Annotated in this window: 15 protein-coding genes; 1 reads left to right on the top strand and 14 read right to left on the bottom strand. The window is 73.8% G+C overall.

The window, feature by feature from the left end; translation table 11 throughout:
• Positions 1 to 184: 184 nt before the first annotated feature.
• Positions 185 to 367 carry a hypothetical protein gene (locus ACZ58X_RS23490; RefSeq protein WP_360239464.1) on the bottom strand — a complete coding sequence of 61 codons (183 nt, stop codon included), beginning with the start codon at positions 365 to 367 and terminating at the stop codon, positions 185 to 187.
• 221 nt (positions 368 to 588) lie between these two features.
• Between ACZ58X_RS23490 and ACZ58X_RS23495 the strand changes: the two genes are divergently transcribed.
• Positions 589 to 1443, top strand: a complete 855-nt coding sequence (locus ACZ58X_RS23495; RefSeq protein WP_470335569.1) for an HAD family hydrolase — start codon at positions 589 to 591, stop codon at positions 1441 to 1443.
• A gap of 5 nt (positions 1444 to 1448) precedes the next feature.
• Here ACZ58X_RS23495 and ACZ58X_RS23500 read toward each other — a convergent pair whose 3' ends face one another.
• The 13 genes from ACZ58X_RS23500 to cydB form a co-directional block, all read right to left on the bottom strand.
• Positions 1449 to 2225 (bottom strand): phosphate ABC transporter ATP-binding protein, encoded by a 777-nt coding sequence (locus ACZ58X_RS23500; protein WP_470335667.1) that lies wholly within the window; start codon positions 2223 to 2225, stop codon positions 1449 to 1451.
• A gap of 190 nt (positions 2226 to 2415) precedes the next feature.
• Entirely contained in the window at positions 2416 to 3312 is an 897-nt protein-coding gene (locus tag ACZ58X_RS23505; RefSeq protein WP_470335570.1) for a sortase, read from the bottom strand.
• Positions 3309 to 5105: a substrate-binding domain-containing protein gene (locus ACZ58X_RS23510; protein ID WP_470335571.1), complete on the bottom strand. Its 1797-nt coding sequence runs from the start codon at positions 5103 to 5105 to the stop codon at positions 3309 to 3311. The genes ACZ58X_RS23505 and ACZ58X_RS23510 overlap by 4 nt, the downstream gene beginning before the upstream one ends.
• Before the next feature lie 38 nt (positions 5106 to 5143).
• Positions 5144 to 6448: a phosphate ABC transporter permease PstA gene (pstA, locus tag ACZ58X_RS23515; RefSeq protein ID WP_470335572.1), complete on the bottom strand. Its 1305-nt coding sequence runs from the start codon at positions 6446 to 6448 to the stop codon at positions 5144 to 5146.
• Between the two features lie 106 nt (positions 6449 to 6554).
• Complete coding sequence (pstC, locus tag ACZ58X_RS23520) at positions 6555 to 7586, bottom strand: phosphate ABC transporter permease subunit PstC (protein ID WP_470335573.1); 1032 nt, start codon at positions 7584 to 7586, stop codon at positions 6555 to 6557.
• Between the two features lie 472 nt (positions 7587 to 8058).
• The gene (locus ACZ58X_RS23525; RefSeq protein ID WP_470335574.1) at positions 8059 to 10560 is read right to left on the bottom strand and encodes a hypothetical protein; all 2502 of its coding nucleotides are present in this window, start codon (positions 10558 to 10560) and stop codon (positions 8059 to 8061) included.
• 327 nt (positions 10561 to 10887) lie between these two features.
• Positions 10888 to 11487, bottom strand: a complete 600-nt coding sequence (locus tag ACZ58X_RS23530; RefSeq protein ID WP_470335575.1) for a hypothetical protein — start codon at positions 11485 to 11487, stop codon at positions 10888 to 10890.
• A 204-nt stretch (positions 11488 to 11691) separates the two neighbouring features.
• Positions 11692 to 12726, bottom strand: a complete 1035-nt coding sequence (locus ACZ58X_RS23535; protein ID WP_470335576.1) for a PstS family phosphate ABC transporter substrate-binding protein — start codon at positions 12724 to 12726, stop codon at positions 11692 to 11694.
• Between the two features lie 362 nt (positions 12727 to 13088).
• Positions 13089 to 13493 (bottom strand): hypothetical protein, encoded by a 405-nt coding sequence (locus ACZ58X_RS23540; protein WP_402481845.1) that lies wholly within the window; start codon positions 13491 to 13493, stop codon positions 13089 to 13091.
• Positions 13483 to 14016, bottom strand: a complete 534-nt coding sequence (locus ACZ58X_RS23545; RefSeq protein WP_470335577.1) for a YegP family protein — start codon at positions 14014 to 14016, stop codon at positions 13483 to 13485. Before ACZ58X_RS23545 ends, ACZ58X_RS23540 begins: the two co-directional genes overlap by 11 nt.
• 145 nt (positions 14017 to 14161) lie before the next feature.
• Entirely contained in the window at positions 14162 to 16006 is a 1845-nt protein-coding gene (locus ACZ58X_RS23550; protein ID WP_470335578.1) for a sensor histidine kinase, read from the bottom strand.
• 49 nt (positions 16007 to 16055) lie between these two features.
• The gene (cydD, locus tag ACZ58X_RS23555; RefSeq protein WP_470335579.1) at positions 16056 to 19574 is read right to left on the bottom strand and encodes a thiol reductant ABC exporter subunit CydD; all 3519 of its coding nucleotides are present in this window, start codon (positions 19572 to 19574) and stop codon (positions 16056 to 16058) included.
• A gap of 4 nt (positions 19575 to 19578) precedes the next feature.
• Complete coding sequence (gene cydB, locus ACZ58X_RS23560) at positions 19579 to 20616, bottom strand: cytochrome d ubiquinol oxidase subunit II (protein WP_470335580.1); 1038 nt, start codon at positions 20614 to 20616, stop codon at positions 19579 to 19581.
• Positions 20617 to 20640: the final 24 nt, after the last annotated feature.

Genomic DNA, 20640 nt, shown 5'->3' on the forward strand with positions numbered 1-20640 from the left:
ACGTGGTACTCAGCCCTCGCGGCCTTGTCCAGCAGACCGGTGAGCTGGGCCGCGTCCGGCGGCGTAGGAAGTTCACGGCGGATCGCCGCGATGCTCTCCGACGGCCCCAGGGGGGTCGCGATGCATGGTCGCCGGGTCGTCATGGACCGGCTACATCGTGAAGGTCAGCGACGGCAGGAGGCCGTCAGGGGTGTGGGCGGGTGCGTTGGGCCGGGAAGGCCGGGGCCTGGTCCGGGGTGCGGCGGGCGAGCTCGGCGAGGGTGTGGAAGAGCACCTCGCCGAGCAGCACCGGCTCGCGGGAGGCGGCGGGGGGATCCGGGGAAGGGAGGGTCGGGGGCGGCTCGTCACGGAGCTGGCGAGTGGGCATGGCTCTTCCTGCCGACGGGGTGACCAGGGGGTTCCTGCCCGTCGGCCCGCCGCGACACCCCGGGCGGGGGCGGATCGGCCGGAAAGCGGCGCAGGAAGGGCCGGAACCCGTCCTTACGGTCGGTCGCCGCCGAACCCGCCGCCGCACCCGCCGCCGAGGCTGCCGCCGCACCCGCCGCCGGGCCCGCCCGCGCCGCCCGCGGCGGTGACCGGGCGGCGGCGATGGGCGAAGATGGACCGGTGACCGAACCCCGCACCGCTCCCCGCCTCATCGCCACCGACCTGGACGGCACCCTGCTGTGCTCCGGCGGCACCGTCAGCGATCGCACCGCCGCGGCCCTGGCGGCGGCCGAGGCGGCCGGGGTGCAGGTGGTGTTCGTGACCGGCCGGCCGCCGCGCTGGATGCAGCAGGTGAGCCCGCACATCGGCGGTCACGGGGTGGCGATCTGCTCCAACGGCGGCGCGATCGTGGACGTGCGGCGCGGCGGCGAGCTGATCGAGTACTTCCCGATGTCGGCGCGGACCTCGCTGGCCGTGGTCGAGGCGCTGCGGGCCAAGCTGCCCGGCACCGCCTTCGCCTTCGAGTACGCGGACGGCTGGGCCCGGGAGCCGGGGTACGAGGTGCTGATGTGGGGCGACGACGAGGTGCGGGCGGTCGGCCCGGCCGAGGAGCTGCTGGCGGACAGCGGCCCGGTGCGGGGCCTGTTCAAGCTGCTGGCCAAGCACCCGGACCTCGACCCGGACACCTTCCTCGCCGAGGCCCGGACGGCCGCCGGGCACCTGGCGGAGATCACCCGCTCCGCGCCGATCGCCCTGCTGGAGATCAGCGCGCCCGGCGTCACCAAGGCCAGCACGCTGGCCCGTTGGTGCGCCGAGCACGGGATCGACCGGGCCGAGGTGGTGGCCTTCGGCGACATGCCGAACGACCTGGAGATGCTGGCCTGGGCCGGCACCGCGTACGCCGTCGCCAACGCGCACCCGCAGGTGCTGGCGGCGGTGCCGCTGCACACGGTGAGCAACGAGGAGGACGGCGTCGCGGCGGTGCTGGAGCGGCTGATCGCCGAATCCGGCCGGTAACGCCCTCAGCCGAAGCGGCCGTTGACGTAGTCGGAGGTCCGCTGGTCGCGCGGGCTGCCGAACAGCCGCTCGGTCGGCCCGGCCTCGACGATCCGGCCCGGGGTGTCGTGGGTGGCGAGGAAGAACGCGCAGCGCTGGGAGACCCGCTGGGCCTGCTGCATGTTGTGGGTGACGATCACGATGGTGAGCCGCCCGCGCAGTTCGGCGATGGTCTCCTCGACCCGGCGGGTGGAGGTCGGGTCGAGCGCCGAGCACGGCTCGTCCATCAGCAGGATGTCCGGTGAGACGGCCAACGACCGTGCGATGCACAGGCGTTGCTGCTGACCGCCGGAGAGGGAGCCGCCGGGGGCGTGCAGCCGGGTGGCCACCTCGTCCCACAGCCCGGCGCGGCGCAGGCTGGTCTCCACCAGGTGACGGCGCTCCTCCTTGGAGACCTTGATCCCGGCCAGCTTGAGCCCGCTGGAGACGTTGTCCTGGATGGACATCGCCGGGAACGGGTTGGGCCGCTGGAACACCATGCCGATCCGGCGCCGCACCTCGGCGGGGCGCCGGCCGGGCCGGTAGACGTCGTCCCCGTCCAGCAGCACCTCGCCGGCCAGGGCGGCGCCGCGCACCATCTCGTGCATCCGGTTGAGGATCCGCAGGTAGGTGGACTTGCCGCAGCCGGACGGCCCGATCAGCGCGGTGACCTCGCCGGCCGGCATCCCCAGGGAGACCCGCTCCAGCACCTTGCGGCTGCCGAACCAGGCGGAGACGTCCCGGGTCTCCAGCCCGGCGAGCACCCCGTCGGGGCCCTGCGCGGGAGAAGGCGGGGAGGCCGGGGTGACCGGCGGGACCGGGACCGGGACCGGGACGGGGACCGGCGGGAGGGTGAGGGTGTCGGCGGCCGGGTCGACCGCCGCGTCGTGCGGCTGGTGCGTGGTGTCGGCGGTGTCGGCGGTGTCGGTCATCGGTACGTCCTCCGGGCGCGCGTCAGTAGAGGTTGGGCAGCAGGGCGGCGGCGTTCTCGTAGACCGCCCAGAGCAGGGCGCCGACCACCGGCGCGGCGCTCAGGTAGGCGGTCGAGCGGCGCCAGTACCGGGCCAGCAGCAGCGCCCCGGCCACCGCGCAGAGCAGCGCGAGCGACCAGAGCTGGAGCGTGGCCAGCGCGCCCTTGTCCGCGGCCAGCGCCTTGTCGTAGGCGACGGTGGCGGGGCGGCCGCCGGGGTTCTGCTGCGGGTCGCCCTCCAGCCGGGCGCCGACCATCACGGTGGAGCCGGGGATCCAGTCGGAGTCACCGGTGACCAGGACCAGCCGGTTGCGGGCCGGGTCGGTGATCGGGTGGTCGCCGTCGCCGTACACGTTGACCACGTAGGTGAACGTGCCCTGCCCGGTGGTGGTTTCGATCCGGTCGCCGACCCGCAGCCCGGACAGCCGGGCGAACGGCGCGCCGAAGGTCGCGCCGCGGCCGAACAGCACCGCCACCCCGCTCTGGCCGGGCAGTGCGGTGTCCCGGCGGTGGCCGGGGCCGCGCATCAGGTCCCGGCCAGTGGTGCCCTCGACCACCACGGCCTGGTGCAGGCCGATCGCCGGGATGTCCACCAGTGCCACCGGGTCGCCGTCGGCGGCCGCTCCGGTCGGGGCGACGGCCCGGGCCAGCTGGTCCCGGAAGGTCTTGTACGCCGTCGACTGGTAGTGCCGCTCCTGGACGTGCGAGAGCGTGAACAGGAAGCCGACGAAGCCCAGCACCAGGGCGGCCGCCAGGCTGGCCGCCCAGGCGCCCTGGAGGAAGCGGCGCCGGGCGGGGGTGACGGCGGCGGGCCGGGCCGGGGGCGGCCCGGCCGCGGGCGGCGCCAGGACGAGCGGCTTCTCCAGGACCGGTGCCGTCACGAGGCACCGCCCGAACCCTTGCGCCGGCGCAGCAGCCGGCGGCCGAGCAGCGGTGGGACGAGGACGACGGCGAGCAGCTCCACGGCGGTCAGCGAGGACAGCGTCCAGTCCTCGGGCCGGCCGCTCACCTCGACCACGTTGGCCGCGACCTCGGTGGCGCCGCCCCGGCCGCGCGCGACCACCTGGCCGGTCTGCGGGTCGACCACGTCGCCGGAGCCGTCGTCCGCGGCGGGGTCGCCTGCCGCGGCGGCGGCGTTCGGGTCGCCACCGGCTGCGGCGCCGCCGGTGCCGGCCGCGTCACCGCTGCCCCCGCTGCTGCCGTTCCCGCCGGTGCCGTGGCCGGTGCCACCCGTTCCGCCGGAGCCGCCGGCCGCGCCGGTGCCACCGGAAGCGCCGGAGCCGCCGGAGCCGCCCGAACCGGTCTTGACCGCCTGGCCGTTCTGGACGGTGCAGTCCAGCGGGGCGCCCTGCTTGTCGCAGGGGCTCGGCTGCGGGGCGTTCTTGAGGACGGTCAGCTCACCGGCCGAGTTGAAGGTCGGGTTGGCGCAGTTGGCCAGGGTGTCCGGGTTGACCGGGCTGGCGTTGCCGGGGATCGACTTGGTCTGCAGCAGCCCGCCCTTGACCAGGCCGCGCGGGATCGGCGAGTAGCCGAGGCCGTCGGCCTCGCCCTGGCCCTCGCAGAGCACGTAGGCGAGGAAGCGGCTGAGCGCGGCGCCCTTGTCGTTGTTGAACCGGCCCGGCGGGGGCAGCGCGGCGCCGGCCCGCGGCACGATCACGTAGCTGTAGCTGGAGATCGGGTACGAGCGCGGGTCGTCCATGGTGTAGACGCCGTCGAGGTTCTGCTGGAGGTAGTTCGGGTCGGACGCCGGGGTGTCGTCGTCCACGCCGCGGATCTTGGCGGCGGTGAGCGCGATGGCCACGTTGGAGGCGGTCGGCAGCGAGTAGTAGCCGGCCTGGTTGAGCACCTTCACGACCGGCCAGTTGCTGCGCTTGGCGAAGGCGTACTCGTCGTAGCCGATGGTGCCCAGGCCGGCCGCGGCCTTGATGTAGCCGGCGACCACGTCGGAGCCGTTCTGGGCGACCATCCGGCCGGACGGCGGGAAGAACTCGGTGTAGTCGCCGCAGGTGGTGCCATTGACCGAGGAGCAGTAGGCGTCCCACTGGTCCTTGTGGGTGTGCTCCATCCAGCGGGTGAACTGCGCGGTGGCGCCGGAGCCGTCCGAGCGGACCACCGGGGTGATCGGCAGGTTGGGCAGCTGCTTGCCGTAGTCGGCGGTGATCTTCTGGTCGTTCCAGTTGGTGATCTTGTTGGTGAAGATGTCCACGACGGTCTGCGGGGACAGCCGCAGGTCGCGGACCTGCTTGCCGCCGACCACCAGGTTGTACATGAAGGTCGTGCCGCCCGCGGTGATCGGCACGTAGGAGAAGCCGTAGACCGGGTTCTCCCTGGTGCCCTGGCCGCTGGTGCGGGCACCGGAGTTGAGGCCGGTGTCCTCGGTGCTGCGGAACGGCACGTCCGAGGCGGTGAAGTCGTCCTGCCCGTTGCTCCAGGCGGTCCGGCCGGCCGCCGACCCCACCGGGTTGAAGCTGATCTGGATGCCCTGCGGCCCGACGTCCTGGCGCCACTGGTCGATGGCCGGGCCGGCCCAGCTGGAGCCGTCGGCGCTGAGCGCGACCGAGGCGGCGAAGGCCGGTGCGGCCTGCCCGAACAGCAGGGTGCCCGCGGTGAGCAGCAACGCGGACAGGCACGCCAAGGCGCGGGCCACGGAGCGCCTTGCGGCCTCCCATGACATGAGAACTCCTCTGGTACGGAGGGTGGTTGGACGGTTCATCAGCTGTTCCCGGGCAGCGCGACGGGCGGGTGGACGACAGGCGGGTGGACGACAGGCGGATGGGCGACGGACGGGTGGCCGACGGGTGGGTGGACGTCGGCCCGGGCGGCCCGGGCGGCGCTCTCGGCCCGCCGCGCCTCCCGGTCGATCCGGCGCCGCTGACCGCGGGTCAGCTCGCCGGGGCGACGGCCGCCGAGCACCCGCGCGGTGACGAAGAGGACCAGCACCAGCGCCATCAGGGTCAGCCCCGCCGCGAAGGCGCGGGCGACCATCTCGGGGTAGGGCTGCTTGACGTAGTTCCAGATGTACAGGGGCAGCGACACCTGGTGCTCGTGGAACGGGTCGGCGTTGAACTGCGGGGTGAAGCCCGAGGTCAGCAGTACCGGCGAGGTCTCCCCGATGCCGCGCGCCACCCCGAGCACGACCGCCGTGACCAGGCCGGGCCGGGCGGTCGGCAGGACGACGTTCCACACCGTCCGCCACTGGCTCCCGCCCAGCGCGTACGAGGCCTCGCGCAGGGTGCCGGGCACCAGCCGGATGACCACCTCGGAGGCCCGGGTGACGATCGGCATCATCATCACCGTGAGGGCGAGCGAGGCCGCGAAGCCGCTCTTGTCGAAGCCGAGCGTCAGGATCACGATGCCGAGCACGAACAGGCCGGCGACGATCGACGGCAGCGCCGTCATCGCCTCCACCAGGGTCCGCACCGGCTTGGCCATCCGGCCGCCGACCTCGGACATGAAGATCGCCGCGGCGATGCCCAGCGGTACCGCGAACAGGGTGGCCAGGCCGACCTGTTCGAGCGAGCCGACGATCGCGTTCAGCGCGCCGCCGGAGGTGATCGGGGAGAGCGCGGCGGTGCGCTCCATCGACTCGGTGAAGAAGTTGAGGTGCTGGGCGGCCTCGAAGCCGCGCACCGCCAGGTAGCCGACCTGGTCGACGATGAGCGCCAGCACCAGCAGGCCCGCGCTCCACGCCACGACCGAGACCAGGCGCTCGCGCACCAGCAGCGGGCCCCACTGGAGCCGGCCGAGCGTGAAGTAGGCGGCCAGGAAGAGCAGGTACCAGCAGACCAGGAAGCCGAAGGCGCCACTGAACGGCAGCACCCGCTCGTACAGCGTCCAGTTCAGGGCCAGCGAGCCGATCGACGAACCGGCCACGGTGAACACGTCCTCGCGGGTGGCGCCGCCGAGCTTCACCCGCTTCTCCGGACGCGGCTCCGCCGGGCCGGCCGCGGGCGCGGCGGCCCCGGGGACGGCGGGCCCCTGGGCGGCGGCGGCCGGAGGCAGGTCGAGCGTGGTCATCGGGTCGTTCCCTTCGACAGGGTCTCGGCCGGGGGCCCGGCGGGGGTCGCCGCCGGGGTCGGTGCGGCAGGGGTCTCAGCGGGACCGGTCATGTCGGTGCGCCGCCTCAGTCGGCGGTCGAGGCGCCGGAGCGGGACCGGTTGATCACGAAGCCGGCCGCCACGTTGACCAGCAGGGTCAGCGCGAACAGCACCAGTCCGGCCGCCATCAGCGCGGAGAGCGAGAGCGCGTCCGACTCGCCGAAGCGCAGCGCGATGAGCGCCGAGATCGAGTTGGCGCCGTTCTCCAGGATGTGGCTGATGGCCTTGAAGTTCGGGGAGATGATCAGCGCGACCGCGATCGTCTCGCCCATCGCCCGGCCGAAGCCCAGCATGACCGCGCCGATCACGCCGCCGCGGCCGAACGGCAGCACCACCGTGCGCACCATCCCCCACCGGGTCGAGCCGAGCGCGTAGGCGCCCTCCCGCTCGCCCTGCGGGGCCTGGGAGAAGACCTCCCGGCTGAGCGAGGTGACGATCGGGATGATCATCAGCGAGACGACGACGCCCGCGATGAACGTCGAGGAGGTGTAGGAGGTCCCGATGTCGCCGGTGCGCACCTTGAGGAAGGGGATCGTGTCCCCGAGGTGGTTGGAGAGCCAGCGGCTGAAACCGATGATCCTCGGCTGGAGGAAGAACAGCCCCCACAGGCCGTAGATGATGCTCGGGATCGCCGCCATCAGGTCGATCAGCGAGACCAGCGAGGCGCGCAGCCGGGCCGGCGCGTACTCGGAGATGAAGATCGCCGTGGAGAGCGCCACCGGGACGGCGATGACCAGCGCGATCACGGCGATCAGCAGACCGTTCGGCAGGACGGCGGCGATGCCGAAGGTGTGCGCGGCGGTCTGCCACTTCTGCTCGGTCAGGAAGGACCAGCCCACGGCGCGCAGCGCGTCCGAGCCGCGCAGCAGCAGGAAGAACGCGATCAGGCCCATGATCGCGAACACCGAGAGCCCGGCCACCCGCAGCACCCCGCGGAACACCCGGTCGCCGGGGGTCGCGGGGGCGGTGATGGTGCGCGGGACGTCGGTGTCGGCTCCGCGGTTCGGTCTGCCCGGGGCCCCGGCGGACGAGGCCGCGGGCTCGGCGGCGGCTGTCATGCTCTGCTCTCCGTGCTCGGGTGCGGATGGCCGGGCGGCGCCCGGACTGGACGGTGGCGCGACGTGGCTGTGGTGGCTGTGGTGGCTGTGCTGCCCCGATGGCGCTCGGCGGGCGCTCGGCGGCGCGAAGTCGCTGTGGAGAAGGCCGGTTGGGGTCGGACGGCGGTTCCGGTGCGCACCCATTCGGCCATCCGGAGGTGTCCACCCCGGGGCGGATACGTGTACGAGACCCCAACGAGCCAGTTCGGTGCCGGAGTTGACCGCGCCGGGGTGGCCGGATCCTTCCGGCCATCCGACGCGGTGACGGTCAACTCGGCTTTCTGAACAGAAGGTTGAGCCAGGTGCCCGACGGCTCGGCGGGCCGGGACGGCGGCCTCGCCGAGCCGTCGGACGCGGGGTGCGACGACGGGTGGAGCGACGACGGGTGGCCCCCACCGGGTGGAACCCCGCCGGGTGGAGCCCGCGTCCGCCGTCAGGGGCGACGGCGCAACCGCGACCACCCGTTCCGCAGCCCCGCCAGCGTCCGCTCCCCGGCCGGCGTCCCGCCCAGGATCAGCGCCGCCGGCCCGCCGACCAGCAGCACCAGGCCGCCGATCAGCGCGATCGGCAGCAGCAGCCGGGCGGCGCCGGAGCGGTCCGCGGCCGGGGTCCCGGCCGCGACGGGCGCGGCGCTCAGCGACTTGCCGGGCGTGCTCGGCGAGGCGCCCGGGGTCTTGCCCCCGGCGGCGGCCGCGGCTGCGGCGGCGCCCCCGGTGGTCGCGGTGCCCTCCCCGAGGCCGCCGGTCGAGGCCGCGCCGGGGCCGCCACCGCTCGTGCCGTTGTCGGTCCCGGCGCTGACCGGGGTGGTGCCGCCCGCCGAGCCGGAGCCCTCCGCCGGGGTTCCCCCGCCGGTGCCCCCGTCGCCGGGGGTGACGGCCGGCGGGTTGGGCGGCGCGGCCTGGTTGCCGGGCAGCTTGGCGTCCTGCGCCTCCACGTGGGTGGCGGCGTCGGCCGCCTGGGCCCGCTGGGCGCTGGTGAGCGCCAGGAAGCCCGGCGCCAGGTGGCCCGGCTCGTTGCCGTAGACCTGGCCGCTGGTCGTGGTGGTCCGCAGGAAGGTGGTGATCGCGGCGGCCTTGTCGGCCGGGACTCCCTGGGTGGGCACCATCGCGTACTGCACGGTGGTCAGCGGGTAGGCCCGCTGGTCGCGGGAGTACGCCGTGTCGGCGGTCCCGTACGGCAGCGACTGCACGCCCGTCGAGGCGTCGACGGTCATGTCGGCGACGGCGGCCTGGAAGCCGGTGGTCCCCGGGGAGACGAAGGCGCCGGCCGGGTTGAGCAGCTGGGCCTCGGGGAGGGAGTAGGCCTTGGCCTGGCCGGTGTCCATGATCGAGAAGAGCGTCCGGGTGCCCGGCTCCATCGGCACGCACGCGTCGTGGCCACCCGACCCGTTGAGGCTGGCCTGAATGCAACTGGGCTTGTTCTGCAGGGTCTTGCGGACCACGTCGCCGAGTCCCGAGGTGACCGGGTTCCACTCGAACTCGCGCCAGTGCTTCTCCTCGTTCGTGGGTTCGGGCTTGTCGATCCCGGAGGAGTCCTGCCGGATGAAGGTGTCGACCGGGTACCCGGAGAACGCCGGCCGCAGGTAGTAGGTGTCGACGTGCATTCCCCACGGGTCGGGCTCGCCGTCCAGGAAGCGTGCGGCGTCCGGGTCGGCGGCGATCCACGAGGTCAGCTGGTGGACGAGGTCCGTTGTCCCGCCCACGACGGTCGGGGCGAACTCGTTGACGTTGCAGAACCTCGGCCACTTGAGTCCGGAGGAGTCCGGCAGCGGGTTCAGCGCCAGGAACTCCGGGTCCGCGAAGATGCAGGTCGGGTTGCCCTTCACCGAGTCGACGAGACCCTTCGGCGAGTAGGACTGGGTGAGCAGCTTGGCCATCAGTCGGGCGTTGAGCTTCATGTCCCGGATCTGCCGCCCGGTGGTCTGGTCGTCGACCAGGAACACCACCGAGACCCCCGAGGTCGCCAGCGGCGCGTAGACGTAGGGCCGGGCCGGGGTCGCCGGGTCCGGACGCGCCGTCAGGGCCACGTCCGTCGTCCCGGCGAGGAAGCGGCTGCGGGCCTGCGGCTCACCGCTGGCGGAGAGGTACTGGAACGCGAGCGGCGAGGCCCCGATGCACAGGCCGGCCCGCCACTTCTGCACCGCCCGGTTGGCCATCTCCAGCCCCTCGGCCACGAACGCGGGCGCCTGCGAGTCACAGGCCGCGGGCGTCGGCGCGAACGAGAGCGGGATCACCTTGGCGTTCTGCCAGGCGCACTGCTCGCCGCTCGACATGCCGTTCATGGCGACGCGGTTGAACACCGCGTCGGCCGCGGTGGTCCGGGAGCGCTGCTTGTCGACGGTGTGGTTCGCGCAGTCGACCGCGCGGGCGGCGTTGCTCGCCCCGAGGCTGTCCCCGCCGTAGTTGGCCTCCACCACCAGGGAGCACGCGTGGGTGGCGTCGCAGCCCAGCGTCGGACTCTGGTCCGAGGTGTACAGCTGGACGTCCGCGGCTCCGGAGCCGTCCGGGCCGGTCGGTGCGATCACCATGTTGCTCGGGAAGTCGGGTGCCGTCACCTTGGGGGCCACCTGCTGGAAGCCCGCCGCCGCGTCCCCCCCGTACAGCGAGCTGTCGTAGCAGTCGGTGATGCTCGGCTTCTCGCCGCGGCACTCGTAGATGCGGACGGCGTAGTACGTGGTGGCGTCCGAGCGGTGCGCGGTCGGCCTCGGGTTCCCGACGCCGTCCACGGTCGGGGTGAAGCCGCTCCAGGAGACCTGGACCACCTGGTTGGTGAGGTCCTTCGTCTGGGAGACGGTGATGCTGCCGGGCTTGCCGGGCGTTCCGGGGTTCTTCGGATCGAACAGGTTCGGCCCCGGGACGGTCACGGTGGAGGTCTCCGCCACCGCCTGCGGTCCGACGCCCAGGCCGATCGGCACCACCCCGAGGGCCACCACCACCGACCACACCAGCGCAGCCGCCGGAAGGCGGCGGCGCCATCTCCCGGGATCCCTCCGGTCGGGCAATCGGACTCTCATGGCGGGCACCTCCGTGCGGATCCGCGCCGCCCAGCACGCGGCGCAAGGTGGGATCGGGCATGCCGACGGCCGGGCACCCCCAGTACCCACCATTCGGCCAGCCGGACGTGTCCGGATCCGGTCGACAGGATGTACGAGAACACAACGCGGCGCCCCTGGAACGGAGTTGGGTGCTCCCCTTGCACGCGAGCGGGCCCGCGCCGAAGCGCGGGCCCGCCGATCACCGGATGTCCCGTACGGAGCGCCGGATCAGCTGCCGGGGGTGTAGGACAGCGCGAGCGAGCCCACCGACTGGCCGCCCGTGAAGTACGTGGTGTTCAGCGCGGTGTCGAGGTACTGCGCCGCGGCGGCGTCGACCTGGAGGCTGGAGGCCGACAGGGTCTGGGTCGTGCCCGTGACGCCCCGCTGGGTGAAGCCGCGCGGGTCCAGCAGCGGGACCGGCGCGGTGCCGCCGACCGGGACGCCGGAGATGTTCCAGGCCCGGACGCCGAAGTCGAGCTGCTTGAAGGCCACGTTCTTGCCGTTGTTCAGGTTCACGAACAGCAGCCCGCCGCCGAACTGCACGTGACCGTTGAAGGCCGGGATGTTCGCGACGCCACCGGTGACCGGGAGGGTCGTGGTGAGGACGTTGTCGGTGTCGTCCGCCGTGGCCGACGGCAGCGGGACGACGATGATGCCGTTGAGCGCGGTGTTGGCCAGGAACTGCTGGTCGACGGTGATCACCGCGCTGCCGGTGGGCGCGGTGGTCGTGGCGACGGTGCCGTCGGCCACGGCCACGCTGCTGAAACCGGTGGCCCCGAGGACCACGGCTGCTCCGGTGGCAGCGAGGCGGGCGCCGATTCTTGCCATGGTGAACTCCCTGGGAGAGGTGGAGTGGTGCTGTGGTGGCAGATGGTCAGGAGTGGCGGGCGCTGCCGCGGGACCGGGTCGGCAGTGGCCGTGTCCGAACTCGGGAGGGTCGCGTCGTGGTCGGCCGAGAACTGGTCCAGCACACCTGCGACGGCCGGCGGCCACGGGCACCAGGCCCGTGGCCGCCGGGTCGTGCGGGGTCGATCAGGAGTGGATGGTGCTGCCGCAGGCGCCGGACGGCAGCGGCAGGAAGCCGAAGCTCTTGAGGTCGGCGGTCGCGGTCGCGCTGGTGCAGATCCAGCCGTTGGTGCCGAAGATGGCCTGCAGCGCGGTGCCGTGGGCGTCGGTGGCGACGAACTCGGAGTGGCGCAGGACGTTGTAGACCGAGCGGGAGTAGTTGGTGTTCGCGAAGTCGTCGGTGATCACCTTGTTGGTGGTGTCGATCGGGGCGACGCCGTCGATGCTGCGGACGGTCAGCGGGCCCTGGACGTCGCTGCCGCTGCCCTTGCCGTAGTAGGCCTGGCCGATGTAGTGGGCGACGGAGTAGGGCACGATCGCGTCGGCGTCGTTCAGCACGCTTGCGCTGCCCTGGTTCTCCTGGACGCCCTGGGTGACGCAGGAGTTGATGGTGGTGATGCCGAGCGTCTTCAGGAAGAACGCGCGGGTGCCGGAGTTGGCCTGCGGCAGGAAGGGCTTGATGGTGTTGGTCGACAGGCTCGGGTCGATCTGGTTCCAGGCGGTGACGTTGCAGTTGAAGATGTCCTTCAAGTTCTGCGTGGTCAGGTTGGCCGGCGCGTGGCCGCCGTTCTGGGCCGCCCAGGACACCGCGTCCGTCGCGTAGGCGACGAAGTCGAAGGTGTTCGGGTCCGAGGACTGCGGGTCCCGCGAGGAACGGGCGAAGTCCACGGTGGCGCTGGTGTTGCCGTTCAGCGCCGAGATGCCGGCGCCGGAGCCGTTCGGACGGGTGATCGAGGTGGCGCCCGTCTTGGTGGTGATCGGCGAGGAACCGGTCGCGTCCCAGCTGTACAGGTGCGGCTTGGTGGAGCCGGCGCCCAGGGAGGCGTTGTAGTCGGTGGAGAACTGGTTCAGCACGGCCTGGGTGGTGTCGGAGCCGACGCCGACGATGTCCTGGGCGGCCGGGGTGACGGTCGGGTCGGCCAGGGCCGAGCCGCTGACGACGGTGACCAGGGAGGTCGCCAGGGCGGCGACGGTGAGCAGCTTGGCAGCGGTCTTACGCATGTTCCTCTTCCTCCGAGGGAGAGACGTCCATCGCGTGAACCCGTGCTCCGGGGGGAGTCCGGGGCCGGGGGCCGTGTCTGCTGCGGCCGCTCCGGCAGTGCCGATCCTGTCCGGCCGGGAGGTTCCGTCGGAAGGGCCGTCGGGGCCGGCCGGGGAATGTCGACTCATCGGTTCGACGAGGTTTAGGCACTGGTCAACCCGGATGTGACAGGGGCGGAACAGGGGCTCCGAACCCGGTCGACGTTCTTCTCCAGGAGGCGGCTCGGGGTGTTGCCGGAAACCTGCGCTTCACCGGGACAGCACGAAGCGGAACGGCCTGGAGCAGAACCGTACGAAGCCGAACGGCACGAACGGTACGGCCGCTACAGCGGCCAGCGGCCGTCGCGGCCGGACCGCCGCCACTCCTGCCCGACCCACTGGAGTCCGGCCAGGAAGCCCTCGACGCCCGCCTGGCACTGGTCGCGCCGCAGGTAGCCGCGGGCGCTGCGGGCGACCGGGACGGCGGGGGCCGCGCCCGGCCGGGTGGTGCGCACCGGCAGGTGGGCGGACCACACCCACTGGCGGCCCTCGGCCTGGACGGTGGAGCAGCGCAGGGCGGCCCGTTCGATGATCAGTTCGCGCACCGCGTCGGCGAGTTCCTCCTCGCTGCGGTACGTCCGCACGCCGACGCCGAGCGGCCGCCCGTTGGCGGCGCGCAGCGCCCAGCCCACGCAGCGGTCGGCCGCGGGCACGATCAGCAGCCGCGGTCCGCGCCGCTCAGCTGCCATCGGGGCGTCTCAACGACACTGCTCTCCTGGGGAGTTCACGCGCGGCCCGGTCACGGACGGGCGTCTCGCGCAAGGGCGCGTCGCGAACTGAGGCATCGCGAACGGACGCGTCACGGACGGGCCCCTCGCGGACGGGCGACTCGTGCACCGCCGCCTCGCGCGGCGGCTGCTTGGCGAGCAGCACGACGAAGCGACGGAAGGCGTTCTGGCACGTCGCGTACCGTTCGTACGCGCGGCTGGAGCGCACCTCGGGCAGGCTGCGGGAGCCGGGGACGACCCAGATCCAGCCGAGCCCGTCACGGACATGGGTGATCCTCGCGGTCAGTCCGTCGGCGCCGGCGCGCAGTCCGTCGAAGCCCCGCTCGGCTTCGCCGGGCGTCTCGAACAGCGCGGAGGTGATCGCCACCACCCGGCCGTTGGGCGCCTTCAACTGCCAGCGGTAGCGCCCGTCCGGTGCGCGCTCGGTCCGGAACCCCCCTCGGCTCGCCCCTGCTGCGGTGTGACCGCGGCCGGAACCGTCCACTGCCCCCTCCGTCCGGTTTCCCCTCCGGGACGGAGCCAAGCTATGTGTGCACACGGAACCGCCGAAAGCCCAGAACGTTCACAACTTGCGCCGTTGGTCGGGAAGTTCTCCCTCGTTCAGCTTTCATCTGTCGGTACCGGAACGGTCACAGCCGGGCCGTCCAGCGGACCACGGCGCCCTTCCGGTAGGGGCCTCGCTCGTGCCAGGCGGCGCCGCCGAGAGCCTCGGCGCGCCGGGTGAGGTTGAGCAGTCCGCTGCGCCGGCCGCCCTGGGGGATGCCGACGCCGTCGTCGGTGACGGTCAGCAGCACGCCGGGCCGCCCGCCCCGGTCCAACGACTCCGGGTCGCCGCCGACGGGCCGTCCGGCGTCGTCCAGGTGGACGGTCGCGTCGATCTCGACGCCGACCCGGGAGGCGCGGGCGTGCCGGGCCGTGTTGGAGAGCATCTCGCGTAGAGCCGCGAGGAGTTGGCGGCCGGTGTTCTCGCCGACCAGGCTCTCGACCGGGCCGACGAAGCTCACCGAGGGCTTGAAGCCGAGGGCGGAGGCGGCCTGGCTGGCCTCGCGCAGGACGCGGGTGCGCAGGGTGTCGGGGGCGTCGCCGTGGTTGTCGTGCTGGAGCGCGTAGATGGTGGTGCGGACCTCCTGGATGGTGGCGTCCAGTTCGTCGACCGCCTTGCCGATGCCCACCTTGACCTCGGGGACGACGGACCGGCGGGCGGCGCTCTCCAGCATCATCCCGGTGGCGAACAGCCGCTGGATGACGAGGTCGTGGAGGTCGCGGGCGATCCGGTCGCGGTCCTGGAAGACGGCCAGCCGCTGCTGGTCGCGCTGGCCCTCGGCGAGCCGCAGGGCGAGCGCGGCCTGGGAGGCGAAGGTCTCGGCGAGCTGCTTCTCGGAGTCGGTGAAGGGCAGGGCGCCGCGCGAGCGCCAGACGCAGAGTCCACCGAGCACCCGCCCGGCGGCGACCATGGGCACGGCCAGGGACGGGCCGAAGCTGCGGGCGAGCCGCATCACCACGGTGGGGTCGCTGGACATGTCGTCGAGGTGGACGCTGTCGCCCTCCAGCAGCTGGGCGGCGAAGCTGTCCTTGGGCAGCAGTTCGCCGCGGACGAACTCGGCGGCCTCACCGGAGGCGTGGGCGACCCGCATCTGCCCGTCCCCCGCCGCCGAGGAGCCGGACGAGCCGGACCCTCCGGGCGGGCCGGCCGGACCGGTGGGCAGCAGGATCATGCCGAGCGCGGCGCCCGCCAACTCCCGTACCTGCTCGGCGGCGACGGTGAGCGCGCCCTCGGCCTGCTCGGTGGAGAGCAGCGCGGTGGTGACGGCCGCGGCACCGGCGATCCAGCGTTCCCGGCGGCGGCCCTCCTCGTACAGCCGGGAGTTCTCGATGGCGACGCCGGCGGCCGCGGCGAGCGCGTGCACGACCTGTTCGTCCTCGGGGGTGAAGGCGCCGCCGCCCTTCTTCTCGGTGAGGTAGAGGTTGCCGAAGACCTCCTCGCGGACCCGGATCGGCACGCCCAGGAAGGTCTTCATCTGCGGGTGGTGCGGCGGGAAGCCGGAGGAGCGCGGGTCGGCGCCGAGGTCGGCGAGCCGCAGCGGTTCGGGGCGGTCGATGAGCGCGCCGAGGATGCCGCGGCCGGCGGGCAGTTCGCCGATCCCGGCGGCGGTGCCGTCGTCGATGCCGACGTGGATGAAGTCGGCCAGGCCGTGCCCGCCGGGGGCGATCACGCCGAGGGCCGCGTACCGGGCGTCGACGAGTTCGGCGGCGCCGGTGGCGATCCGGTGCAGGGTGGCGTGCAGGTCGAGTCCGGCCCCGATGGAGACCACCGCCTCCAGCAGGCGCTGCATCCGGTCGGTGACGGCGGCGGCGGACTGCAGCCGTTCCGCGACCTCGGTGACCAGGGTGTCCAGCCCGAGCGAGGCGATCTCGGGCACCCGGTGGGGGGTGGGCTCGGGGGCGGCCTCGGGGAGGTCCGGCGTGGGGTCCATGAAGAAAGCCTACTTTTGTACGGTTTTCAGCTTAGGGACGATGCGGCCATCAGTGCCCCACCGGCTCCAGCGGCTCCAGCGCCGCCACCGCCTCCAGCAGCCCGTCCGCCTCCCGCTCCCGGCGCCACAGCGCGTGCAGCCGCCCGTCCGGATCGCCGACCAGCTCGGACCAGCGGCCGCGTTCGGCCACCCGGCCGGCCTCCAGCACCAGCACCTCGTCCACGGTGGTGTCGTCCAGTCCGGCCAGCCGGTGGGTGATCAGCACGGTGGTGCGGCCCGCGGTGGCGGCCAGCAGGTCGGCGGTGAGGGCGTCGGCGGTGGGCAGGTCGAGGTGCTCGGCGGGCTCGTCCAGGACCAGCACGGGGAAGTCGGCGAGCAGCGCCCGGGCGAGCGCGAGGCGCTGGCGCTGGCCGCCGGAGAGGCGGGCGCCGTGCTCGCCGACCATGGTGTCCAGGCCGTCCGGCAGGCCCTCGGTCCAGTCCAGCAGGCGGGCGGCGGCGAGGGCGGCGCGCAGCTCCGCCTCGTCCGCGTCGGGGCGGGCGAGCCGCAGGTTCTCGCGCAGCGAGCTGTCGAAGACGTGGGCGTCCTGGGCGCAGAGGCCGATCACCCGGCGGACGTCCTCGCCCGCGAGCGCGCGGCTGTCCACAGCCTGTGGACGACCGGCGGCGAAGGTGACGGACCCGGCGTCGGGCTCCAGGAAGCGCAGCAGCGCCTGGGCGAGGGTGGTCTTGCCGGAGCCGGAGGGGCCGACCACGGCGATCCGGCGGCCGGGCGCGAGGTCGAGGTCGACGCCGGTGAGCGCGTCCACGGCCCGCCCGGGGTGCCGTACGGTCAGCCCGCGCACCGCGACGGGCAGCGGCCGCTCGGGCAGCGCGGCCGGGTCGGCGGGTTCCGCGACCACCGGCGGCGCGGTGAGCACCTCGTCCAGCCGGGCCCGGGCGGCGCGGCTGCGCTGGCGCGCCTGGACGGCGAGCGGCATCCCGGTGACGGCCTCGAAGGCGGCCAGCGGGGTGAGCACCACGACGGCCAGGCAGACCGGGGCGAGCGCGCCGTCGCGCACCCCCTGGATGCCGACGGCGGCCGCGGCGACCACGGTCAGCCCGGTGAGCAGGGTGATCAGCCCGGTGCCGAGCGCGGTGGTGGCGGCGGAGCGGGCGGCGAGGCCGGTCAGGGCGGCGTCGGCGCTGCGCACGGCGGCCAGCCGGGCGGGCAGCGCGCCGGCCACGGTGAGTTCGGCGGTGCCGGTGAGCCCGTCCACCACGGCGGTGGCCAGGCGGCCGCGGGCGGGGGCCTGGCGCCGCTCGGCGCCGGCCGACCAGCGGGCGGTCAGCGCGGGCACCAGCACCCCGGCGAGCAGCAGTCCGAGGCCGAGCACCAGTCCGGCGGCGGGCAGGAAGGCGCCCATCGCGACGGCCGAGGCGAGCGCGACCACGGCCGCGACGGCGGCGGGCAGCCGCCAGCGCAGGTGGTGGTCCTGGATCGCGTCGACGTCGGCGACCAGCCGGGAGAGCAGGTCGCCGCGCCGGAAGGCGGGCAGTCCGGCGGGGGCGAGCACGGTCAGCCGGCGGTAGACGGCGGCCCGCAGGGTGCCGAGGGTGCGCAGCACCGCGTCGTGGGAGACCAGCCGTTCGGCGTAGCGGAAGACGCTGCGGCCGATGCCGAAGGCGCGGACGGAGGTGACGGCCATCATCAGGTAGAGCACCGGGGGCAGCTGGGAGGCCCGGGAGATGAGGTAGCCGGAGGTGGCCATCAGGGCGACGGCGCTGCCCAGGGCGAGCGCGCCGAGCAGCACGGACAGGGCCAGCCGGGGGGCGGCGGGCTCGGCCTCGGGCTCCTCGGGCGCGGCGGGGGCGGGGGTGGGCCGGCCGGTGTGGGTGAGCGGCACGACCGGGCCCGGGAGCTCGGCCTCGACGGCGGCGGGCCCGGCCAGCCGGATCCGCTGCTCGGCGACCGCCAGCAGCGCCGGCCGGTGGGCGACCACCAGCACGGTGCGCGCCGGGTCCTCGGCGAGGGTCCGGACGGCGGCCACGACGGCCGCCTCGGAGTCGCCGTCCAGGTGGGCGGTGGGCTCGTCGAGGAGCACCAGCGGCCGGTCGTCGGCGAGCAGCACCCGGGCGAGGGCGAGGCGCTGGCGCTGGCCGGCCGAGAGCCCGGCGCCGTCCTCCCCCAGTCGGGCGTCCAGGTCGGTGACGAAGTCGAGCGCGTGGGCGGCCCGCAGCGCCGTCCACAGCTGCTCGTCGGGGGCCTCGGGCCGGTGCAGCCGCAGGTTGTCGGCGATCGTCCCGGCGAACAGGTGGGGGCGCTGGGGCACCCAGGCGATCTGCCGCCGCCAGCTGTCCGGTTCCAGTTCGGCGAGGTCGTGGGTGCTGCCGTCGGCGGCGGTGATCCGGACCCGGCCGGCCTCGGGGGCGGTGAGGCCGAGCAGGACGGCCAGCAGGGTGGACTTGCCGGCCCCGCTGGGCCCGGTGAGGGCGGTGCTGGAGCCGGGGCGCAGGGTGAGTCCGGCGCCGTCCAGGGCGGGCCGGGCGCGGCCGGGGTGGCGTACGGTCAGGCCCTCGGCGGTGATCACGGCGCCGGTGAGGTCGGGGGCGGGGCGGGTGCCGGCGGCGGGCAGCGGGGTCTCCAGCACCCGGAAGATCTCGTCGGCGGCGGTGAGCCCCTCGACGCTGGAGTGGTAGAGCGCGCCGACCTGGCGGATCGGGACGTACACCTCGGGGGCGAGGACCAGGATCAGCAGCCCGGTCTCCAGGTCCATGGTGCCGTCGACCAGCCGGAAGCCGACGGTGACCGCGACCAGGGCGACGGACAGGGTGGAGAGCAGTTCCAGGGCGAAGGAGGAGATGAAGGCGATCCGCAGGGTGCGCAGGGTGGCCTTGCGGTAGTCGGCGGTGATCCGGGCGATGGTGGCGGCCTGGGCGCGGGCCCGGTTGAACACCTTGAGGGTGGGCAGGCCGGCGACCACGTCCAGGAAGTGGTGGGAGAGCCGGGCCAGGGTGTTCCACTGCCGGTCCATCCGGGACTGGGTGGCCATCCCGATGAGCACCATGAACAGCGGGATGAGCGGCAGCGTCCCGGCGATGATCGCGGCGGAGGTGAGGTCGGCGCCGACGATCCGCAGCAGCACGATCACCGGTACGACCACGGCGAGCGCGAGCTGCGGCAGGTAGCGGGCGAAGTAGTCGTCGAGGGCGTCGATGCCGCGGGTGGCGAGGGTGGTGAGTTCGCCGGTGCGCCGGCCCGCCAGGTAGGACGGGCCGAGCGCGGTGGCGTGGTCGAGCAGCCGGCGCCGCAGGGTGGACTTCACCCGGGCGACGGACCGGTGGGCGGTGAGTTCGGTGAGCCAGCCGACCAGCCCGCGGCCGACGGCGGTCAGGGCGAGCAGGACCAGCGGGGTGGTCAGTTCGCCGAGTCCGGCCCCGCGCTGGAAGGCGCGGACCACGATCTCGGCGATCAGGCTCGCCTGGGCGACCACCAGGGCCGCGCCGGCCGCGCCGAGGAGCACGGATCCGGCGAGGAAGGCACGGGTGGTGCGGGCGTGCGCGAGCAGGCGCGGGTCGACCGGCTGCACGGCGTCAGGCCCGGTCGGCCGGGGCGGCGGGCTGCTGACCGGCCTGGTGGCCGGGGATGTGCTGGACCCCGATGCGCTTGCGGAACACCCAGTAGGTCCAGCCCTGGTAGAGCAGCACCAGCGGGGTGAACACGGCGGCCACGATGGTCATCAGCTTGAGCGTGTACGGCGAGGAGGCCGCGTTGCTGACGGTCAGGCTCCAGTCCGGGTTGAGCGTGGACGGCATGACGTTCGGGAAGAGCGCCAGGAAGAGCATCGCCACGGCGGCCACGATGGTCGCCCCGGAGAGGACGAACGCCCATCCCTCGCGGCCGAGTTGGTTGGCCGCCAGGGCGCCGACCAGGGCCGCCGCGGCGACGGCCAGGGCGACCAGGCTGCGCCCGTTGCCGCTGTCCGCCTGGGTCCAGACCAGGAAGGCGAGGGCGAGGACGGCGGCGGCCAGGCCCGCGAACAGGGCGGCCCGGCGGGCCCGCTCGCGGATCTCGCCGACGGTCTTGAGCGCCGCGAACACCGCGCCGTGGAAGGTGAACAGGGTGAGCGTCACCAGCCCGCCGAGCAGCGCGTACGGGTTGAGCAGGTCGGCGAGGCCGCCGACGTAGTTCTTCTGCGCGTCGATGTCCACGCCGCGGACGATGTTGGCGAAGGCCACGCCCCACAGGAAGGCGGGGAGGAGGGAGGTCCAGAAGATGGCCTCCTCCCAGTTGCGCTGCCACCGGGCGCCGTCCCGCTTGGCCCGGTACTCGAAGGCCACGCCGCGCACGATCAGGCAGACCAGGATGGCCAGCAGCGGGATGTAGAAGCCGCTGAACAGGGTCGCGTACCAGTCCGGAAAGGCGGCGAAGGTGGCGCCGCCGGCGGTCAGCAGCCAGACCTCGTTGCCGTCCCAGACCGGGCCGATGGTGTTGATCAGCACCCGCCGCTCGGCGGTGTCGCGGGCGAGCGGCTTGGTGAGGATGCCGATCCCGAAGTCGAAGCCCTCCAGGAAGAAGTAGCCGATCCACAGGACCGCGATCAGCACGAACCAGACGTCGTGGAGTTGCATGTCAGATCCTCAAATCCCCTGTGG

This window comes from Kitasatospora sp. NPDC040550 (assembly GCF_055594965.1).